This is a genomic window from Aliiroseovarius zhejiangensis, assembly GCF_014656375.1.
Lineage (GTDB): Bacteria > Pseudomonadota > Alphaproteobacteria > Rhodobacterales > Rhodobacteraceae > Aliiroseovarius > Aliiroseovarius zhejiangensis.
On sequence record NZ_BNCH01000002.1, the window covers coordinates 17,288 to 36,268 of the forward strand.

20 protein-coding genes and 3 tRNA genes are annotated in these 18,981 nt (G+C 61.2%); 12 read left to right on the plus strand and 11 right to left on the minus strand.

The window, feature by feature from the left end:
- Window positions 1–59: 59 nt before the first annotated feature.
- The 6 genes from hpaE to IE188_RS04765 all read left to right on the plus strand — a co-directional run bounded on the left by hpaE (window position 60) and on the right by IE188_RS04765 (window position 5,980).
- A complete protein-coding gene (gene hpaE / locus IE188_RS04740) occupies window positions 60–1,568 on the plus strand; it encodes a 5-carboxymethyl-2-hydroxymuconate semialdehyde dehydrogenase (RefSeq protein WP_191285336.1) in 1,509 nt (502 codons plus the stop codon).
- Window positions 1,569–1,648: 80 nt separating this feature from the next.
- The gene (gene hpaD / locus IE188_RS04745) at window positions 1,649–2,491 is read left to right on the plus strand and encodes a 3,4-dihydroxyphenylacetate 2,3-dioxygenase (protein WP_191285337.1); all 843 of its coding nucleotides are present in this window, start codon (window positions 1,649–1,651) and stop codon (window positions 2,489–2,491) included.
- 10 nt (window positions 2,492–2,501) lie between these two features.
- Complete coding sequence (locus tag IE188_RS04750) at window positions 2,502–3,356, plus strand: fumarylacetoacetate hydrolase family protein (RefSeq protein WP_191285338.1); 855 nt, start codon at window positions 2,502–2,504, stop codon at window positions 3,354–3,356.
- Window positions 3,353–4,153, plus strand: a complete 801-nt coding sequence (gene hpaH, locus IE188_RS04755; RefSeq protein WP_191285339.1) for a 2-oxo-hept-4-ene-1,7-dioate hydratase — start codon at window positions 3,353–3,355, stop codon at window positions 4,151–4,153. Before IE188_RS04750 ends, hpaH begins: the two co-directional genes overlap by 4 nt.
- A 109-nt stretch (window positions 4,154–4,262) precedes the next feature.
- The gene (locus tag IE188_RS04760; protein ID WP_191285340.1) at window positions 4,263–5,387 is read left to right on the plus strand and encodes an aminodeoxychorismate synthase component I; all 1,125 of its coding nucleotides are present in this window, start codon (window positions 4,263–4,265) and stop codon (window positions 5,385–5,387) included.
- Window positions 5,342–5,980, plus strand: coding sequence for an aminotransferase class IV family protein (locus IE188_RS04765; RefSeq protein WP_191285341.1), 639 nt, complete (start codon window positions 5,342–5,344; stop codon window positions 5,978–5,980). Before IE188_RS04760 ends, IE188_RS04765 begins: the two co-directional genes overlap by 46 nt.
- A gap of 40 nt (window positions 5,981–6,020) precedes the next feature.
- Here the strand turns inward: IE188_RS04765 and IE188_RS04770 are convergent.
- Window positions 6,021–6,104, minus strand: a tRNA-Tyr gene (locus IE188_RS04770).
- Window positions 6,105–6,274: 170 nt separating this feature from the next.
- Between IE188_RS04770 and rlmB the strand changes: the two genes are divergently transcribed.
- From rlmB to IE188_RS04785, 3 genes are all read left to right on the plus strand, one after another.
- On the plus strand, window positions 6,275–7,057 hold the full coding sequence (gene rlmB / locus IE188_RS04775; protein ID WP_191285902.1) for a 23S rRNA (guanosine(2251)-2'-O)-methyltransferase RlmB: 783 nt from the start codon (window positions 6,275–6,277) through the stop codon (window positions 7,055–7,057).
- A gap of 66 nt (window positions 7,058–7,123) precedes the next feature.
- On the plus strand, window positions 7,124–7,600 hold the full coding sequence (locus IE188_RS04780; RefSeq protein WP_191285342.1) for a YHS domain-containing (seleno)protein: 477 nt from the start codon (window positions 7,124–7,126) through the stop codon (window positions 7,598–7,600).
- 244 nt (window positions 7,601–7,844) lie between these two features.
- On the plus strand, window positions 7,845–8,297 hold the full coding sequence (locus IE188_RS04785; protein WP_191285343.1) for a CoA-binding protein: 453 nt from the start codon (window positions 7,845–7,847) through the stop codon (window positions 8,295–8,297).
- 82 nt (window positions 8,298–8,379) lie between these two features.
- Here IE188_RS04785 and IE188_RS04790 read toward each other — a convergent pair whose 3' ends face one another.
- The gene (locus IE188_RS04790; protein WP_191285344.1) at window positions 8,380–8,694 is read right to left on the minus strand and encodes a phosphoribosyl-ATP diphosphatase; all 315 of its coding nucleotides are present in this window, start codon (window positions 8,692–8,694) and stop codon (window positions 8,380–8,382) included.
- Window positions 8,691–9,470 (minus strand): imidazole glycerol phosphate synthase subunit HisF, encoded by a 780-nt coding sequence (gene hisF, locus IE188_RS04795; RefSeq protein ID WP_191285345.1) that lies wholly within the window; start codon window positions 9,468–9,470, stop codon window positions 8,691–8,693. The genes IE188_RS04790 and hisF overlap by 4 nt, the downstream gene beginning before the upstream one ends.
- 100 nt (window positions 9,471–9,570) lie before the next feature.
- Here hisF and IE188_RS04800 point away from each other — a divergent pair, with 100 nt between their 5' ends.
- Window positions 9,571–10,014: a DUF302 domain-containing protein gene (locus IE188_RS04800; RefSeq protein ID WP_191285346.1), complete on the plus strand. Its 444-nt coding sequence runs from the start codon at window positions 9,571–9,573 to the stop codon at window positions 10,012–10,014.
- Here the strand turns inward: IE188_RS04800 and hisA are convergent.
- Window positions 10,011–10,727: a 1-(5-phosphoribosyl)-5-[(5-phosphoribosylamino)methylideneamino]imidazole-4-carboxamide isomerase gene (gene hisA / locus IE188_RS04805; protein WP_191285347.1), complete on the minus strand. Its 717-nt coding sequence runs from the start codon at window positions 10,725–10,727 to the stop codon at window positions 10,011–10,013. The genes IE188_RS04800 and hisA overlap by 4 nt on opposite strands.
- Window positions 10,728–10,864: 137 nt before the next feature.
- Between hisA and IE188_RS04810 the strand changes: the two genes are divergently transcribed.
- Window positions 10,865–11,248, plus strand: a complete 384-nt coding sequence (locus IE188_RS04810) for a DUF2147 domain-containing protein (RefSeq protein WP_191285348.1) — start codon at window positions 10,865–10,867, stop codon at window positions 11,246–11,248.
- A gap of 50 nt (window positions 11,249–11,298) precedes the next feature.
- On the opposite strand, the gene hisH is transcribed toward IE188_RS04810, so the two are convergent.
- The 4 genes from hisH to IE188_RS04830 all read right to left on the minus strand — a co-directional run bounded on the left by hisH (window position 11,299) and on the right by IE188_RS04830 (window position 14,411).
- Complete coding sequence (gene hisH / locus IE188_RS04815) at window positions 11,299–11,937, minus strand: imidazole glycerol phosphate synthase subunit HisH (protein ID WP_191285349.1); 639 nt, start codon at window positions 11,935–11,937, stop codon at window positions 11,299–11,301.
- A gap of 24 nt (window positions 11,938–11,961) precedes the next feature.
- Window positions 11,962–12,549, minus strand: a complete 588-nt coding sequence (gene hisB, locus IE188_RS04820) for an imidazoleglycerol-phosphate dehydratase HisB (RefSeq protein ID WP_191285350.1) — start codon at window positions 12,547–12,549, stop codon at window positions 11,962–11,964.
- A 90-nt stretch (window positions 12,550–12,639) separates the two neighbouring features.
- Window positions 12,640–13,356 (minus strand): hypothetical protein, encoded by a 717-nt coding sequence (locus IE188_RS04825; protein WP_191285351.1) that lies wholly within the window; start codon window positions 13,354–13,356, stop codon window positions 12,640–12,642.
- Window positions 13,357–13,526: 170 nt separating this feature from the next.
- Window positions 13,527–14,411: a LysR family transcriptional regulator gene (locus IE188_RS04830; RefSeq protein WP_191285352.1), complete on the minus strand. Its 885-nt coding sequence runs from the start codon at window positions 14,409–14,411 to the stop codon at window positions 13,527–13,529.
- Window positions 14,412–14,640: 229 nt separating this feature from the next.
- Between IE188_RS04830 and IE188_RS04835 the strand changes: the two genes are divergently transcribed.
- Window positions 14,641–15,003 (plus strand): helix-turn-helix domain-containing protein, encoded by a 363-nt coding sequence (locus IE188_RS04835; RefSeq protein ID WP_191285353.1) that lies wholly within the window; start codon window positions 14,641–14,643, stop codon window positions 15,001–15,003.
- A gap of 142 nt (window positions 15,004–15,145) precedes the next feature.
- Here IE188_RS04835 and IE188_RS04840 read toward each other — a convergent pair.
- The 3 genes from IE188_RS04840 to IE188_RS04850 form a co-directional block, all read right to left on the minus strand.
- Window positions 15,146–15,220 (minus strand) — tRNA-Gly (locus IE188_RS04840).
- 45 nt (window positions 15,221–15,265) lie between these two features.
- Window positions 15,266–15,340: transfer RNA gene (locus IE188_RS04845), tRNA-Gly, on the minus strand.
- Window positions 15,341–15,528: 188 nt separating this feature from the next.
- Window positions 15,529–18,969, minus strand: coding sequence for a pyruvate carboxylase (locus IE188_RS04850; protein WP_191285354.1), 3,441 nt, complete (start codon window positions 18,967–18,969; stop codon window positions 15,529–15,531).
- Between the last annotated feature and the right edge of the window lie 12 nt (window positions 18,970–18,981).

The following is an 18,981-nucleotide window of genomic DNA, read 5'->3' on the forward strand; positions in this document are numbered from 1 at the left end:
ATTTAACAAGTGAAATAAATCCGAGCGACAGTTTGCCGGGAACGCAATAGGGGGGCGGAATGAACAGTTTGACTGAGAACATAACCAAACTGGAAGGATATCTGGCAGGGTTTCGCGAAAAAGGTGTTCCGAACCGCATCGGGGGCACGGACCGGGCCGGGGCAGGGGGGGTGTTCGCAAACCACACGCCCGTCGACAAAAGCCTGATCTGCAACGTGGCCCTCGGCACCGCCAAAGACATCGACACCGCCGCACAAGCCGCTCATGATGCGTTTGCCGACTGGCGTGACATGGCCGCGACCGAGCGGCGAAGGATCCTGATCCATCTTGCCAACGCGATCGAGGCACGGGCCGAAGAAATCGCCCTGTGCGAATGCTGGGATACCGGGCAAACCATCCGCTTCATGTCGAAGGCCGCGCTGCGCGGCGCCGAGAATTTTCGGTACTTCGCGGATCAGGTGGTGCAGGCAAGGGATGGACAGCACCTGAAATCGCCAACCCTGATGAACATCACCACCCGCGTGCCGATCGGCCCGGTGGGCGTTATCACGCCTTGGAACACGCCATTCATGCTCTCGACCTGGAAGATTGCGCCCGCCCTGGCGGCGGGTTGTACCGTCGTGCACAAACCCGCCGAAGCCAGCCCTCTGACCGCGCGGCTCCTGGTCGAGATCGCAGAAGAGGCCGGCCTGCCCCCCGGCGTGCTGAACACCGTCAACGGCTTTGGCGAAGACGCGGGAAAGGCGCTCTGCGAACACCCGAAAATTCGTGCCATCGCATTCGTGGGGGAAAGCCGGACAGGGTCACGGATCATCAAACAGGGGGCGGACACGCTGAAACGCAACCATCTGGAGTTGGGCGGCAAGAACCCGGTCATCGTCTTCGATGATGCCGATCTCGACCGGGCGCTTGATGCCGTAATTTTCATGATCTTCTCAATCAACGGCGAACGCTGCACCTCGTCCTCCCGCCTCATCGTGCAGGACACGATCCGTGACGCGTTCGAAGCGAAACTGATCGAACGGGTGAACAACATCCAAGTTGGCCACCCGCTTGACCCCGCGACGGAAATTGGCCCGCTTGTCACGCAAGAACATTTCAACAAGGTGACATCGTATTTTGACATTGCGAAACAGGACGGTGCAACGATTGCCGCCGGCGGGGTGACGGTCGGGGACCAGGGATATTTCATCCGTCCCACCTTGTTCACCAATGCCACCAACGACATGCGCATCGCGCGGGAGGAAATCTTTGGCCCCGTTCTGACCTCGATCCCCTTCACAACCGAAAACGAAGCGCTCGCCATGGCCAATGACACCCCTTATGGCCTGACCGGCTATCTTTGGACCAACGACCTGACCCGCGCGCTGCGCTTCACGGACAAGCTGGAGGCCGGGATGATCTGGGTGAACTCCGAAAACGTGCGCCACCTGCCGACGCCCTTTGGCGGCACCAAAGCTTCGGGCATCGGACGCGATGGCGGTGACTGGTCTTTCGATTTCTACATGGAGCAGAAACATATCGGCTTTGCCACCGGCCAACACAAAATCATGCGATTGGGTGCGTAGCAGGCCTTTTTCTTGTTATAAATATCCCGGGGAGCACGAGGGGCTGGCCCCTCGTTCCGACAGACATCAAAGGAAATCCGATGGGACAGATTGTTCAAGCCGCGAAAATCACCCACGTGCCCAGCATCTGGATGTCGCACACGATGAAGAAATACAAAGGCATCCGGCAGCCCGCCATTGATGGCTATGCGAAGCTCAGGCAGGACGCGATTGACAGGGGCGTCGAAACCTTCATCGTATTCGACACCCACTGGATCACCAACCAGGGGTTTCACCTGAACGCCAAGGACCACCACAAGGGCCGGTTCATCAGCCATGAACTGCCGCATATGCTGGCGGATATGGAGTTTGACTACCGGGGCGACAGTGCTCTGGCCCACAGCATCCTGAATGTGCTTGAAGAACGCGGCGAACGCGCCATGGGTCACGCGCAACCCGATCTGGGAATGGAATATGGCACGCTTTTGCCAATGCATTTCATCAACGAGGGCGTGAATGCCCGCGTCCTGCCCGTCGCCGTGAATCAATTCTCGTCCATTGAGGAAAACCGCCGCTGGGGCGCCGCGATTGCCGAGGGCATCCGGCGGTCGGATCGCAAGGTCTCGGTGCTGGCATCCGGGTCGCTCAGCCATGACTTCACGCCGAACGAACGCTCGGTCGACGGGCTGAACTCGGTCAATGGCGAGTTCAACCGCCAGATGGACTTGCGCGTGCTCGATCTGTGGCAGAACGGGAAATGGGCCGAGTTCCTCGACCTCCTGCCTGACTATGCCGTCAAATGCACCGGCGAATGCGCGATGAATGACACCGCGCTTCTGTTCGGGGCGCTGGGCTGGAAGGAGTACGAGGGCCGTATCGACATCTACACGCCCTATTTCGGAAGCTCCGGCACCGGGCAGGCCAATATCAGTTTCTCGGTCTGACGGGGCTTGCATGCGGATTTCCAGTTTCACGGCCGGGGGCAAGGCCCTCTATGGCGCGATCACCGAAGCCGGGGCGGTCGCCCTGTCGACAGAGTTTCCCCAATGGCCCACGCTGTATGACGTCATTGCGGCGGGAGGCTTTGGCAGGCTTGTCGAAGCGGGGCGGGGCCGGGGCGTCACGCACACGGATTTCACCTTTGACATGGTGATGCCCGACGCACGGCGCATCCTGTGCGTCGGCGTCAACTTTCCGAACCGGAACGCGGAATACAAGGATGGCAGCGCGCAACCCAAACACATGTCACTGTTTCCACGCTTCGCCAGCGGATTCACCGGGCACGATCAACCACTGATCCGCCCGCCGGAAAACCACACGCTGGACTATGAAGGCGAGGTTGCGATCGTCATCGGCACGGCGGGACGCCGGATCGCGGCCAAGGATGCCTATGATCACATCGCCGCCCTGACGCTTTGCAACGAAGGGACCATCCGCGACTGGGTGCGTCACGCCAAGTTCAACGTCACGCAAGGCAAGAATTGGGACCGTTCCGGCGCGATGGGGCCATGGCTCGTGCCGTTCAGCGACCCCGCGCAACTGGATGACGCGCGCCTCCAGACCCGCGTGAACGGTGAGCTGCGGCAGGACGATCACTTGCGCAACATGATGTTCCCGATCCGCGAGCAGATCGCCTATATCTCGACCTTCATGACGCTTCAGCCCGGTGACATCATTGTCACCGGCACGCCCACAGGGGCAGGCGCACGGTTCGATCCGCCACGTTATCTGGTCCCCGGTGACGTGGTCGAGGTCTCGGTTGTGGGCATTGGCACCCTGCGCAACACCGTCGATGACGAAGCGCCATGACCCCGGACGATCACACCGCAGCGGCTGCCGATTTGCTGGACGCCGAGCGGACAGGCAAGCAAATCGGTTTGCTTACACTGCGCCACCCTGAAATGGGCATGGACGATGCCTATGCCGTGCAAAAGGCGCTCTGTGACCAGAAGCAGGCCGATGGGCGGCGCGTGATTGGCTGGAAGATCGGCCTGACCTCGAAGGCTATGCAATATGCGCTGAACATCGACATTCCGGACAGTGGCATCCTGTTCGATGACATGCTGTTTGACACTGGTGCGACGGTGCCCGCCGGGCGCTTTATCCAACCCCGGATCGAGGCCGAGATAGCGTTCGTGATGAAAACCTCGCTGAGCGGTGGTGACGTGACGCAGGAAGATGTGATCGCCGCCACCGACTACGTCTGCCCATCGCTTGAAATCCTCGATACGCGCATATGCCGGGTTGACCCTGAGACCGGGCAGACGCGGACCGTATTTGATACGATCAGCGACAATGCAGCCAATGCAGGCGTCGTTTTGGGCATGGATCGCCACGCCATCGACGCGCATGATCTGCGCTGGGTGGGCGCTATCACCCTCCGCAATGGCGAGGTCGAGGAAACGGGGCTGGGGGCGGGCGTTCTGAACGATCCCGTTGAAAGCGTCGTCTGGCTGGCCCGGCGCATGGCCCAATATGGCCAGCGCATCGAACCTGGGCAGATCATCTTGTCGGGCAGTTTCATCCGCCCGGTGGAGTGCCCGCCCGGCACAGACATCCATGCCGATTTTGGCCCGTTCGGCGCTGTCGATATCCATTTTGCCTGAAGCTTGGCGTGGGGTCTGCGCCGCAATCGCGCGGCGCTTGGGCGCAAATGGTTGCACGCCTTCGCAAACTGTTTGATAGAACCGGGGTCCATCCAGACGGAGACCCCGCGTGAAGCTGCGCTTTGATCACGGTCCAGACCAGACGCCCTGCCAGTTCGACGCGCCCCGGCGGCTGATCGTCGCGCGCGAGGTGCAGGATGTTGTCCCCGCGCTGGCCGAGCTGGACCGCGCCCGTGCGCAAGGTGCCTGGGTGGCCGGGTTTGCCAGCTATGAACTGGGATATGCGCTGGAGCCGCGCCTTGTGCCCCTGATGCCTTCGACCCGACGCCTGCCCCTGTTACAGTTCGGCGTTTATGACGCCCCCTGCACGCCCGCGGCGCTTGCCGATGGTCCCGCTGCGTTGGCCGGGCTGTCACCGGATTGGACCCGCGATCTTTATGACCGCGCGTTTCAGCAGGCGCATGACTATATCTGTGCGGGCGATACCTATCAGGTAAACCTGACTTTCCCGATCCGCGGGCACGCCTCCGGATCACATCACGCTCTTTATAGCGCGCTGGCCCGCATCCAGCCTGTGCGGTTCGGTGTGTATGTGCAGGCCGAGGGGCTGCCTGCGATACTGTCCCGCTCGCCCGAACTGTTCTTCCGCACCTCTGCCACGGGCCAGATCGAAACGCGCCCGATGAAAGGCACGCAACCACGCAGCGCCGATCCGATTGAAGACGCCCACCGTGTCGATTTCCTGCGCAACGACGAAAAGAACCTGGCGGAAAATCTGATGATCGTTGACCTCTTGCGCAATGACATCTCTCGGATCTGCACAGCGGGCAGCGTTTGCGTGCCCGAGCTTTTCACAGTTGAAAGCTATGAGACCGTGCATCAGATGGTTTCGCTCGTGCGCGGCCAGATGCGGCAAGGCACCGGGCTGGGCGACATATTCCAGGCACTGTTTCCTTGTGGTTCGATCACAGGCGCGCCGAAACTGCGCGCGATGGAGATCATCGCCGAGCTTGAGGACAGCCCGCGCGAGATCTATTGCGGCACCATCGGTTGGGCCGCGCCGGACGGGCGGTCGGAGTTCAACGTCGCCATCCGCACCCTGATGGTCGAGGATGGCGCGGTGACGCTGAATGTCGGCGGCGGCGTCGTCTATGACAGCACTGCGCCGTCGGAATACGAGGAAGCCCTATGGAAAGCACGTTTCGCGACGCAATTGATGACGACACACGGCTGATCGAAACGATGCTGTGGACGCCCGAAGGCGGGGTTCACAGGCGGGAACGACACTTGGCCCGTCTGGCGCGATCGGCGGCGCGGTTGGGATATGTTTTGCCGAAGGCAAATGCGGTGCTGGACGGGGTGGCGGCCCCATCTCCGCGCCGGTTGCGGCTGACGCTGGACCGTCACGGCACGCTTGATCTGGCGATGACACCGCATCAACCGCTGGCTCCTGACGCGATCTGGACTGTGCAGATTTCGTCACGGACGCTTCTGTCAGATGACCCGTGGCTGACGGTCAAATCCACCCGCCGGGCGCTTTATGACAACACCCGGGCGGCGTTGCCCCGCGGTGTTGATGAAGTCGTTTTTCTGAATGAAAGAAGTGAGTTATGCGAAGGGACGATCACCAATATCTTTGCTGATTTCGGGCAGGGGCTGGTCACGCCGCCGGTCTCTTGCGGCCTGTTGCCCGGCATCCTGCGCGAAGAACTGCTGGCAGAGGGGCGGGTTCAGGAGCGTGTCATATCGGCGGATGACCTTCGCCATGCAAAGGCGGTGTTCATCGGAAACGCCCTGCGCGGCCTGATCCGGGCGCGTATGGTCTGAGACCTTCATCCTTTGTGGGGAGGCGCTTGCCGGGGGAAAGTGGTGGGCGACCTTGGAATCGAACCAAGCGTGCGTCTCCGCGAGGGAGTTACAGTCCCCTGCCACACCTTGCGGCCTGTCGCCCACTTTCCCGGCGCGCGTTGCGCCGAATGTGGGGCTGATTATCCCGCCCACGCCGAAGGGTCAATACGAAAATTCGTCCATTTTTCGCCCACTGGCCGGTGATCGGCCCTTGTCTCGCCCACGCAATCGCCGCATTGTCCGGGCCTTGCGAAAAGAAGGGCATGCGGCATGGTGAAAAAGCCGAAATGGGTGGTTCAGAAGGAAAAGGCGCGGCGCGATGCTGCGGCCGAAACCGTGTGGCTGTTCGGGCTGCACGCGGTGCGCGATGCGCTGATGAACCCGGATCGGGAGCGGTTGCGCCTGATCGTGACAAAGAACGCGGCGGACAAACTGGCCGAGGCCATTGACGCGTCCGGCATGACGCCGGAAATCGCGGACGCCCGCAAGTTCCCCGCGCCCCTTGATCCGAACTCGGTGCATCAGGGGGCGGCGCTTGAAGTGAAACCCTTGGCTTGGGGCAGTGTGGCCGACCGGGTGATGGGCGGGGCGGGGGGCCTGCCCGTTGTGGTGCTTCTGGACCGTGTCACCGACCCGCACAATGTGGGGGCCATCCTGCGGTCGGCCGAAGTGTTCGGGGCCAGCGCGGTCATCGGGACGGCACGCGGGTCGGCGCCGGAAACGGGGGCGCTGGCCAAGACCGCCTCGGGCGCGCTTGAACGTCAGCCTTACCTGCGCATCCGCAACCTTTCCGACACGATGGTCGAGCTGCGCGAGATGGGATTTGTCGTGCTGGGGCTGGATGGCGAGGCCGACATGACCCTTGATGCCGCTCTGGACGCCCATCCCGACCGCCCTGTCGCGCTGGTTCTGGGGGCCGAGGGGCCGGGGCTGCGTGACAAGACCAAAGCCACCTGCGATCAACTGGTCAAGATCCCATTTGCGCGCGATTTCGGGTCGCTCAATGTCTCGAACGCGGCTGCAGTGGCGCTTTCCCGCACACGCGCGTCCCGCTGATCACTTCCCCTTGAGGGGGGTGGCTTTTTCTGCAGATAGTGGTCTGATAAGGGCGTGGGGGGCCACATGAAGACAACACAACGATCACGCCGACAGGTTCTGTCGGGACTGCTTGCTGCGCCGATGGCGGTTGGCTTAGTGGTGCCGCGTGCACGTGCTGCGGCGGCTGCGGCAGTGTATATCGAAGATGGCGTGGCGTGGGACGGGCATGATCCCGTCGCCTATTTCACCACCGATGGCCCTCTGCCCGGCCTGCCGGAATTTGCCTTTGACCACAACGGCGTGACCGTCCTGTTTGCCAATGACGAACATCGGGCGATGTTTGCCGATGATCCGATGCGTTATGCACCGCAATATGGCGGCTATTGCGCCTATGCGATGAGCAAGGGGCAGATCGCACCGACCGTGCCCGAGGCCTGGACGATCCATGACGGGCGACTTTATCTGAACTTCAGCCTTGGTGTGCGCGAGCTGTGGCGCGCAGATATGGATGGTCATATCGCTCAGGCGGACGGGTTCTGGCCTGGTGTGCTGAGCGGCTAAAACCCTGCGCGCCCGCTGCCGTGACGTGGCCGCGCCGTGTTCACAAGTTCTTTACAACCCCTTTTCCTACGTGGGTTTGCACATACTTGTTGATCGAGAGCGGGCTGTGGAACGCCCGATATCTCATTTCACTGTCCCTCGTTCCACCACCTTGCGCCCGACCATCTGGTTTCGGGCGCATTTTTCTTTGCACGGGCAGGGTTGGGGGATTGGAAACAGACCCGCATCAGCCTATCTGTCGCGTATGACACATGACGATACAGATGCCCGCCTGACATCCATCCTGACCTCGACCCGCGTGATCGGGCTGGTCGGGCTGTCCCACAAACCGGAACGTGCAAGCCATGAGGTTGCCGGGTTTCTGAAGCGGAAGGGGTACCGCGTGATCGGGGTCAATCCCGGACTGGCCGGGCAGGAGATGTTCGGCGAAACCGTTGTCGCTTCGGTCCGTGATCTGCCGCCCGAAACCGATATGATCGACCTGTTCCGCCGCTCGGACGCTGTCGCCCCCATCGTGGACGAGGCGTTGAATGCGCTGCCGGATCTGAAGACGGTCTGGATGCAGCTGGGGGTCGAGAATGCCGAGGCCCGCGCACAGGCCGAGGCAAAAGGTGTCACCGTGGTGGAGAACCGTTGCCCGAAGATCGAGTTTCCGCGCCTCTTTGGCAACGCCGCGCTGGAGCAACTGGTCGGCTAGGCTCACGTCGTGAGCCTGAGGGGCCAGCCCCTCGCGGCGATGCCGCTCACCCCGGGATATTTTCGGCCAGAAGAAACGAAGGTCAGTCTTTGCGGGCGGCTTTTTCGGCGATGCCGGAGGTGCCGTCGCGGTGTTCAAGCTCGGCCAGCACATCTGACAGTGGCACGTCGCGCGCGGCCAGCATAACCAGCAGGTGATAGATCACATCGGCGGCTTCGGCGGTCAGGTTGTCGCGGTCGCCCTTGGTGGCGGCGATGATGGCCTCGATCGCTTCTTCGCCGAATTTCTCGGCGCATTTTTCCGGGCCTTTGGACAGGAGTTTTGCGGTCCAGGAAGTGCCGGGATCGGCCGTTTTGCGGGCGTCGATGGTGGCGGCGAGGTGGTCGAGAATGCTCATGTCAGCCTCATCGGGATGCCGGCGGCGGCCATGTGTTCCTTGGCTTCGCGGATGGTATGGTCGCCGAAATGGAAGATCGAGGCGGCAAGCACGGCACTGGCGCCGCCTTCGATGACGCCTTCGACCAGATGATCGAGCGTGCCGACGCCGCCGCTTGCGATCACTGGCACGTGCACAGCGTCCGAAATGGCGCGGGTCAGGGGCAGGTTGAACCCTGCGCGGGTGCCGTCACGGTCCATCGAGGTCAGCAGGATTTCCCCCGCCCCTTTGCTCTCTATCAGTTTGGCAAATTCGACCGCGTCGATGGGATCGCCGCTTTCATCAAGTGCGGGTTTGCGGCCCCCATGGGTGAAGATGCCCCATTTTCCGGGGGCGATGGTCTTGGCGTCGATCGCCACCACGATGCACTGGCTGCCGAACCGATCAGCCGAGCGCGCGATTACGTCCGGGTCGGCCACGGCGGCAGAGTTGAAGCTGACCTTGTCGGCCCCTGCAAGCAGCAGGTCGCGGACGTCTTCGGGCGTGCGTACGCCGCCGCCGATGGTCAGCGGCATGAAGCACTGTTCCGCCGTGCGGGTTGCCAGATCATACATGGTGCCGCGGTTTTCATGCGTGGCCTTGATGTCGAGAAAGCAAAGCTCGTCGGCGCCGGCGGCATCATAGGCGCGCGCCTGTTCCACCGGGTCGCCCGCGTCGATCAGGTCGACGAAGTTGACGCCTTTGACGGTGCGACCCTCGGCCACGTCAAGGCAAGGTATGATGCGGGTTTTCAGCATTTCTGCGCGGTCCTTGGCTGATCACGGTTTGTTTTATTTGTTCAAGCCGTGACTGACCAGAGCATTGTCGCATTCAAACCTGGATAAAAGGAATGGGCTGATGATGAAACTTACCCTTGCAACGCTTGTGTCGATGGTTGCTCTGCCAGCGATGGCTGAAATAGTGAAAGTGCCCGCATCCGGTTCCGTTCCTGACACAATGGATGCTTTGGAGGCCGCTGTTGGGAACGCGGGCGCAACGGTGTTCGCGCGTGTTGATCATGCAGGCGGGGCTGCGTCGGTGGAGATGGAGCTTGCGCCCTCGCAGCTTCTGGTCTTTGGCAACCCCAAGCTGGGCACACCTGCCATGCAGGATGATCCGCTGGCCGGGTTGATGCTGCCGCTGCGGGTGCTGGTGTATGAGGATGGCGATGGCGCGGTCTGGCTTGCCTATGAAGCGCCCGCCGACATGTTGGGGGAGTTCGGCATCGCAAATGACGCGCCCTATGTCGGCATGATGACTGGCGCGCTGGACAAGTTGACGGCCGCGGCGGCTGGGGGCTAAAGCGCCGCCAACGCCGCTTTCAGATCAATCGCCCCATCATAAAGCGCGCGGCCCGAAATGGCACCGTTCAGGGATGCGCCGCAATCGCGCAGCGCAATAAGGTCATCCAGCGAACTGACGCCTCCGCTAGCGATCACCGGGATTGACACCGCACGGGCGAGGGCGGCTGTCGCTTCGACATTCGGGCCTTGCATCGCGCCGTCGCGGTTGATGTCGGTGTAGATGATGGCGGCGACGCCAGCGTCTTCAAACGACTTGGCAAGGTCGGTGACCATCACGTCGGTTTCCGTGGCCCAGCCTTTGGTGGCAACGCGACCGTTGCGGGCGTCGATCCCCACGGCCACCTTGCCGGGAAAGGCACGGGCGGCCTCGCGAACCAGATCCGGGTTCTCGACCGCGACCGTTCCAAGGATCACGCGCGACAGGCCCTTTTCGATCCAGCCTTCGATGGTCGCCATGTCGCGGATGCCGCCACCCAACTGGGCAGGAACGTCGATGGCGGCAAGGATCGCCTCGACCGCAGCGCCGTTCACCGGTTCGCCTGCAAAAGCGCCGTTCAGGTCGACAAGGTGAATCCACTCACATCCCGCATCCTGAAACGCCCGCGCCTGAGCCGCCGGGTCGTCGTTGAAGACGGTGGCCGCCTCCATCTCGCCGCGCAGGAGGCGCACGCATTGGCCGTCTTTCAGGTCGATGGCGGGATAGAGGATCATGGCGGGCTCCGATGCTTGGTGCTTTTGGTGCTTTTTGCACGGAAGTTGCCGCTTGCCAAGCCACGCCTCCCGTCACGTCACACTTGCCATAATCGGTGTCTCGGGGTCAGGATATTTCCAGATTCAGGGAGGAATGAATGAAACGTTTGGTTATGGCGCTTGCGCTGAGTGTCGGTATGGCAGCCCCCGCCTTCGCGGATGCTGTTGAAGGCGTGTGGAAAACGCAGGTGGATGACGGGAACTACGCCCATGTCACGATGTCGAAATGCGGGTCTGCGATCTGTGGTGTGATTTCCAAGGCCTTCAACGCAGATGGGCCGATCAAGTCCGACAATATCGGCAAGCGGCTGGTCTGGGACATGCAGCCGAATGGTGGCGGCAAGTATTCAGGTGGCAAGATCTGGCAGCCCTCGACCGGCAAGGTCTTCAAATCCAAGATGACGCTCTCGGGCAACAGCTTGAAGGTGGAAGGCTGCGTTGCGGTGTTCTGCAAGAAACAAACGTGGTCACGGGTGAAATAGGCTGGATGAAACAGGACGATCGGGAGGGCGCTGTTTCAGCGCCCTTTCTTTCACGGCGTCCAGCTCAGGAAATTGGCGATCATCCGAAGCCCCGCAGCCTGACTTTTTTCCGGGTGGAACTGCATACCAATCAGGTTGTCTCGCCCGACAATGGCCGTGATATCGCCCGCGTAGTCGCAATGGGCGAGCCGCTGTGCAGCGTCGTCCACCACGAAGTGATATGAGTGTACGAAATAGGCATGATCGCCTGTCGCTACCCCGTCCAGCACCGGGTGGGCGTGATCGATCACCAGATCGTTCCAGCCCATATGCGGGACTTTCAACGTGGGATCGGACGGAGTGATCTTGCGCACATGGCCCTTGATCCAGTCGAAGCCGGGGGTGTCCTGATATTCATGGCTCATGGTGGCCAGCATCTGCATTCCCACACAAATCCCCATGAACGGGCGGGCTTGCCGGATCACGGCCTCTTCCAGCGCCTCATAGATGCCACGATGGTCTGACAATTGCTGCCGACATGCCGGAAAGGCACCATCACCGGGCAGCACGACGCGATCAGCACGGGCCACGTCCTCGGGCTTTGTGGTGACAATGACCTTACCTGCGCCGGTTTCTGCCGCCATGCGCTGAAACGCTTTTTCGGCCGAGTGCAAGTTGCCGCTGTCATAGTCGATGATCACGGTCAGCATTAAGGGTCTCCGAGTGGGGTCGCGTTACAGCGCGCCCTTGGTCGAGGGGATGGCGTCGGCTTTGCGCGGGTCGGTCTCAACGGCCAAGCGCAACGCGCGGGCGACGGCTTTGAACCCCGCTTCCGCTACGTGGTGGGCATTGAAGCCATGCAACTGGTCCACATGCAGCGTGATGCCGCCATGGGTCGCCAGCGCCTGAAAGAACTCGCGCACCAGCTCGGTGTCAAACGTGCCGATTTTGGGGGCCGCAAAGTCCATGTTCCACACCAGAAAAGGGCGGCCTGACAGGTCCAAAGCGGCCCGCACCTGCGCGTCATCCATCGGCAGGTGGCATTCACCATAACGTCGGATGCCCTTCTTGTCGCCAAGGGCTTCGGTCAGGGCCTGCCCCAATGCGATGCCGGTGTCTTCGACCGTGTGGTGGTCGTCGATGTGCAAATCGCCTTCGGCGCGGATCGTCATGTCGATCAGCGAATGGCGCGACAACTGGTCCAGCATGTGATCGAAGAACCCCACGCCGGTCTGGTTGTCATACGTGCCGGTTCCGTCGAGGTTCACCTCGACCGAAATCTCGGTTTCCGCAGTCTTGCGGGTGATCTTTGCGCGCCGCATCGGGTCGTCCTTCTTCCGTCTGCGCCCCTTATAGGGGGCAGGCGCGGCGCGGGGAAGGCGTCAAATGCCGTCGCTCTCCGGGTGTGGCAATCAGGCGGCCTGCGCCTGCATGAAATCGCGTGGGCAGAGCGAGATCAGATGGTTCAGATCATCGCGGCCCATATAGGTCATGAACCCTTTCAGCGGGGTATTGCTGCCCTTGGGATACCACGCCAGCGCACCGGGATCGGTGTGCATGTACCCTTCGCGTTCGGCCAGCCCGCGAAAGGCATAGCGTTCGGGCATGAAGCCGAAGACGTGATCGGGCGACCAGCGCAAGAGGCAGGTGGCCAGTGCGAACCGGGCCAGCAGCCCCGGCAGGCCGGTGCCGCGATAGCGATCATCGCCCTTCACCCAAAGCTCGCCGTGATAACAGACATGGCCCCTGATGCGCCGTGCCCCGGGGCCGGGCTGATAGCAACTGCGCTCCATATCCAGATCCAGCCCGACGGGGGGAAAATCTCTGAAATTCTGTCCAAGGTAGTCCGACAGCGCCAGACCACCCAGATCGAACCGGCGCATGGCCTGAGTGTGGACCAGCGCGCCCTGCGGGGTCCAGCCCAGAATCCAGAAGCCGTTCCGGTCGCTCATCCGGTGCCGTTTGGGATCAAAAGGCGCGCCGATCGGCTGATGGGGGCGGTGCGTGGTGATAAGGCGGTCATACAGAGCGAAATCCGAGCCGATCTCAATCTCCATTCCGTGTTCACGGGCCATATCCAGGATCGAGCCCACGAAGCGCACCCCTTCAAAACTGTCGTGAATGGTCATTTGGTTCTCCCATGCTCGTGGTTCATGGGAATCTTAACCTATGCGGGAAAGTTTACGAATCGATTTGCGTATTTTCGCGAAAAACGGGAAATCAGGCAGATTTATGCGCGGTTTCTGGCCCTTTTCGGACCATTTCGCGGCCATTTGGCGACCCGCGCCCGGGCCGGATATCAGTCGAGCCGCGGCGGGATGACATTCATGGTGAACTCCGCGTCCATGGCGTCGCGCTCCGTGTCACTTAGATTGGCGATCACCACGTTGCGGGTCCGGTCGATCAGGGTGGCCAAGGCAAATTCGCCATCGGCAAACCGGCAGGCCATCGCCAGCCGCTGATAGCTGATCGCCTTCAGTTCGTTATCATCGCCGTGACCGATGCGCGTGTGGATGTGATCCAGACGAATGCCGCGCGTGGTGGCGACGTCGTGAAATGGTATCGCCAGCAGGTTGGCAAAGCCCGGACCACCTGGCAGATTGGCAATGCCCTTGCCCACCGAGGACCGGTACTTTTCCCACCCGAACCAGGTGGCATAGGATGATGCCTCTCCCACCTCGGTGCAGATCCAGTCCCCCGTGTCGTCGTTGAAGCGAAACACCATCAGATAAGGGCGCAGCGGGGCAAAGGCCGGGCTTTCCAGCGCGCCTTCGGATCTGGCCCAGGCGTGAAAACCGAACTGGATCAGCGGCGATCCCATGTCCCAGATCGCGGTCAGCGGGTGCTGTTGCAGGTAATAGGGCACGTCGCCGATCTGCTTGCCCAGATAAAACAGCTCGTTCACATGCTTGCTTTCGCCATGCAGCCAGGCCTCGCCGCGCGCGATCAATTCCTCGGCTTCCCGAAGGGCGTTTCGGCCATCTTCGGTCAACTGATATTGCCGGTTGTGAAAGCTGAACAGTTTCCGGCCCTTGTGGGCTTCCAGCGATGCAATGTGACGGCGGATGGTCTGGCGCGTACTGTCCAGTTCGCGCACGGATTCGGACAGATTCAACGTGCGCGCCAAGGATGCAAAAGAACGCAGCATCTCGAACAGAAGCGCGGGGCTGCTTCGATTGGTCATTCTTGCACCCGAGCCGGCTTCACCAAACTGTTTCCGATGTGGACTTTGACATGATCCGGTCAATATATCGCAGAAAATATCGTTTTGAAATAGATGTTTAGTCTATCGGGTAAAAAAATCATCCATGCGGGTTACATTTTTATAACCAAATCGTGCATGACTCATCACTTGGGTCCGCGGTCGAAACCTGACATTCTCTTTTAACGGGAAGCAATTAAGTGGTGAGAAAATGGTCCATCCAGTCGATGTCCATGTGGGTAAGAAAATCAGAGAAGTCCGTCTGCTGCGCGGTCTGACTCAGGTAAAAGTGGCGGAGCAATTGGGGCTTTCGTTCCAACAGCTTCAAAAGTACGAAACGGGATACAACCGTGTCTCGGCCAGCAAGATGTTCGAGATTGCACAGCTTCTGAACGTTCAGCCGGGTTATTTCTTCGAAGGGCTGGCCGAGGCCGGCACATCGGAAGACGAAGCCATGGATGAACGCACGGCGAAAGCCGCGCAGGCGCTGTCATCAATCCAGGACGTCAAGGTGCGCAACCAGATCCAATCCATGATCCACGAACTGGCCAACCGCCAGTCGTTGAGCGCCTGAGCAAAAGCACGACCTTTCTGAGGGGGAAGGGATGTGGTGGAAGGGGGACGTGCAATGCGCGTCCCTTTTTCTTCTAAACTTCTGCCACAGGTGCCGGAAAACCCGCCACCATGTGCTGTCACATCTATCCGAGAAATCCCATTGGAGCGGGCGAGGCGATTCGAACGCCCGACCCTAACCTTGGCAAGGTTATGCTCTACCCCTGAGCTACGCCCGCATCCTGATGGGTATGTTCAGCCATTGGCCGAACCGGGGAACCGATTGGAGCGGGCGAGGCGATTCGAACGCCCGACCCTAACCTTGGCAAGGTTATGCTCTACCCCTGAGCTACGCCCGCATCCTTCGGTGAGCCGTGAGATATGAAATCCAACGCAGGGCTGCAAGGGGAAAAACGCATGAAACCGCGAAATTCGACACGGATGGGGGTTCTTGCCGCATTTTGCCTGCACGCAAACGCTGCCCGGTTGCGCGACAAGGAATAAGGGCCGCCACGCCGGCGACCCCTGTCGGCACCTATCGTGGCGCTTATTCCAGTTCGATCATCAGATCCTTGGCGTCGATCTGCCCGCCGGGCTGGACATGCACGGCCTTTACGGTGGCGTCGCGTTCGGCATGGATGCCGGTTTCCATCTTCATCGCCTCGATGGTCAACAGAAGATCGCCTTCGCGCACCGATTGGCCCGGGCTGACCGCCACGGTCGCCACCACGCCGGGCATGGGGGCGCCGATATGATAGGGATTGCCCTCGTCCGCCTTGGGGCGCTTCGTGGTCGTTGCTTTGACCAGCCGGTTCGGCACGCGGATGACACGCGGCTGGCCGTTCAGTTCAAAGAACACCTTGACCTCGCCATCCTCGTTGGTTTCCCCCACCGCTTGCAGGCGAATTTCCAGTGTCTTGCCCGGATCGATCTCGGTCGAGATCTCCTCGCCCGGTTCCATTCCATAAAAGAACGTTTTGGTGGGCAGGGTGCGTACCGGGCCGTATTGGCGGTGGCGCCCCATGTAATCCAGAAAGACCTTGGGATACATCAGGTATCCGTTCAGGTCCTCATCGTCGATCGCCAACCCCTCAAGCTCTTTCGACAGGCTGGCACGGGTGGCCTCCAGATCGACGGGTTCCAGGTGCTTGCCAGGGCGTTCGGTGTTGGGCGTTTCGGCCTTCAGCACTTTCTTCACGATCCCCGCCGGGAAGCCACCCGGGGGCTGGCCCAGATTGCCGCGCATCATGTCGATGACACTGTCGGGAAAGACGACATCGGTCTTGGGGTCTTCGACTTCGGTGCGGGTCAAGCCTTGGCTGACCATCATCAACGCCATATCCCCCACAACTTTCGAGGACGGCGTGACCTTCACGATATCACCGAACATCTGGTTCACGTCGGCATAGGTCTGTGCCACCTCGTGCCAGCGTTCTTCCAGCCCCAGCGACCGCGCCTGGGCCTTCAGATTGGTGAATTGCCCGCCGGGCATTTCGTGCAGATATACCTCTGACGCTGGGGCGGCGAGCCCACTTTCGAAAGCGGCATACTGCGCCCGCACCCCTTCCCAATAGTTCGAGATCTCGCGGATTGCGCCGATATCCAGCCCAGTGTCGCGGTCGGTGTTGTCCAGCGCCTCGACGATCGAGCCGAGGCAGGCCTGTGACGTCCCGCCCGAGAACGCATCCATCGCGGCGTCCACCGCATCGACGCCCGCATCGGCCGCAGCCAGAATGGTCGCCCCGGCAATGCCCGATGTGTCATGGGTGTGGAAATGGATCGGCAACCCGACCTCGTCCTTCAGTGCCTTGATAAGCACCCGCGCGGCGGCAGGTTTCAAAAGACCCGCCATGTCTTTCAGGCCCAGAATATGGGCGCCCGCGGCTTCAAGCTCTTTCGCCATGCCCACGTAATAGTTCAGGTCATACTTGGCGCGATCCGGGTCAAGGATGTCGCCCGTGTAACAGATCGTGCCTTCGCAAATCTTGCCCGTGTCGATCACCGCATCCATCGCAACGCGCATGTTTTCGACCCAGTTTAGGCTGTCGAACACGCGGAACACGTCCACGCCGGTCAGCGCGGCCTGTTTGACAAACGCCTGCACCACATTGTCGGGATAGTTCGTGTATCCCACCCCGTTCGAGGCCCGCAACAGCATCTGCGTCAACAGGTTGGGCATGGCTTCGCGCAGGTTGCGCAGGCGCTGCCATGGGCATTCCTGCAAGAAGCGATAGGCCACGTCGAAGGTTGCCCCGCCCCAGCATTCGACCGAGAACAGGTCCGGCAGGTTGGCGGCGTAAGCGGGCGCGACCTTGATCATGTCGATCGAGCGCATGCGGGTCGCCAGAAGCGACTGGTGTCCGTCGCGCATGGTGGTGTCGGTGATCAGGAGTCTCTTCTGCGCCTTCATCCAGTCGGCCACGGCGTTCGGCCCGCCGTCCTCCAGCAACTGGCGGGTGCCGGGGGCGAGATCTGCGCGCAATGCCGGGGGCTTGGGCGGTTTCAGATCGGCGGGCGGCGCGGCGCGGCCCTGCGTTTCGGGATGTCCGTTTACCGTGATATCCGCGATATAGGTCAGAACTTTCGTGCCCCGGTCGCGACGCTTCTTGAACTGGAACAGTTCGGGCGTCTCGTCGATGAACTTGGTCGTATACTGGTTGTTCAGAAAAGTTGGGTGCTTCAGCAGGTTCTCGACAAAGGCGATATTGGTCGACACCCCGCGCACCCGAAACTCGCGCAGTGCACGGTCCATCCGCGCGATGGCTTTTTCGGGCGTCGGCGCCCAGGCTGTCACCTTCGTCAAAAGACTGTCGTAGTAGCGCGTGATGACGCCGCCCGCATAGGCCGTGCCGCCATCCAGCCGGATGCCCATACCGGTCGCCGAGCGATAGGCAGTGATGCGGCCATAATCCGGGATGAAGTTGTTTTGCGGGTCTTCCGTGGTCACGCGGGTTTGCAGCGCGTGACCGTTCAGGCGAATGTCATACTGGCTGGCCTTGCCCGTCGCTTCCGCCAGCGATTTACCCTCGGCAATCAGGATTTGCGCCTGCACGATGTCGATCCCGGTGACTTCCTCGGTCACGGTGTGTTCGACCTGCACGCGGGGGTTCACCTCGATGAAATAGAACTTGCCGGTTTCCATATCCATCAGGAACTCGACCGTGCCCGCGCATTCGTAATTCACATGGGCGCAGATCTTGCGGCCAAGTTCGCACAGTTCTTCGCGCTGGGCTTCGGACAAATAGGGGGCAGGGGCGCGTTCGACGACCTTTTGGTTGCGGCGCTGGACCGAGCAGTCGCGCTCATACAAGTGATAGATGTTGCCATGGCTATCACCCAGGATCTGCACCTCGACGTGGCGGGCGCGGGTGATCATCTTTTCCAGATAGCCTTCGCCATTGCCGAAGGCGGCTTCCGCTTCGCGCCGGCCTTCCAGCACTTTTTCTTCCAACTCGTCCGGGCCGTGGATCGGGCGCATGCCCCGGCCGCCGCCGCCCCAGCTGGCCTTCAGCATCAGGGGATAGCCGATTTCGGCGGCCTCGGCGCGGATCGCATCCATGTCATCGCCCAGCACCTCGGTCGCCGGGATGACCGGCACACCCGCCTCGATGGCCACCTTGCGGGCCGAGGCCTTGTCACCAAGCGCGCGCATGGTGGCGGCCTTGGGGCCGATGAAGGTGATGCCGGCGGCCGTGCAGGCGTCCACGAAATCGGGGTTTTCCGACAACAGACCATAGCCCGGATGGATCGCATCGGCCCCACAGTCGCGCGCCACGCGGATAATCTCGTCAATCGAGAGATAGGCAGCGACCGGGCCAAGACCCTCGCCGATGCGATAGGCTTCGTCCGCCTTGAACCGATGCAGGCCCAGCTTGTCCTCTTCGGCATAGACGGCGACGGTTTTCTTGCCCATCTCGTTGGCGGCGCGCATCACACGAATGGCGATCTCGCCCCGGTTGGCGATCAGAATTTTCTGAAAGTCCTGCATCTCACTCTCCCC